Source organism: Pseudoalteromonas sp. SG45-3, assembly GCF_014164075.1.
In the GTDB taxonomy this organism is placed as follows: Bacteria; Pseudomonadota; Gammaproteobacteria; order Enterobacterales; family Alteromonadaceae; genus Pseudoalteromonas; species Pseudoalteromonas distincta.
This window is the reverse complement of the sequence record NZ_JACJEN010000069.1, coordinates 1-399: the sequence shown is the minus strand read 5'-3', so window position 1 is coordinate 399 and position 399 is coordinate 1. Positions and strand designations below refer to the sequence as shown.

At 39.8% G+C, this 399-nt stretch carries 1 pseudogene; it reads right to left on the bottom strand.

Annotated features, from left to right (window positions below):
- Positions 1 to 219 precede the first annotated feature (219 nt).
- A pseudogene (locus H5126_RS21300) lies at positions 220 to 399 on the bottom strand (glutaredoxin family protein); the annotation flags it as partial.

Sequence of the window (399 nt, the reverse complement as noted above, 5' to 3'; positions counted from 1 at the left end):
TGCTCTGGCTGAATCGGCATAAAAGGTAGCCAGTTTAGTAACTGGCTGATATGCTATTTACGACAAAGTCGCTCGGTAATTAGACCGACATAATCCCTTGGTAATCACACTAGTACAGCTGATATGCTATTTACGACAAAGTCGCTCGGTAATTAGAGCGACATAATCCCTTGGTAATCACACTAGTACATCATCATGTTTTTAAATTAAAGCTGTTGTTTACTTAACAAACATCCAAATACCGGCAGCGATCATAAACAGGTTTTCTGTTAGGGAGATAAACCCTAGTGGTACGTTACTGTCACCGCCTACACACGCACATTTTAACTCTCGTTTATCTATATAGACTGCTTTTATCACTGAAACAGCACCAACCCCACCTATGAATAATGAAATAGG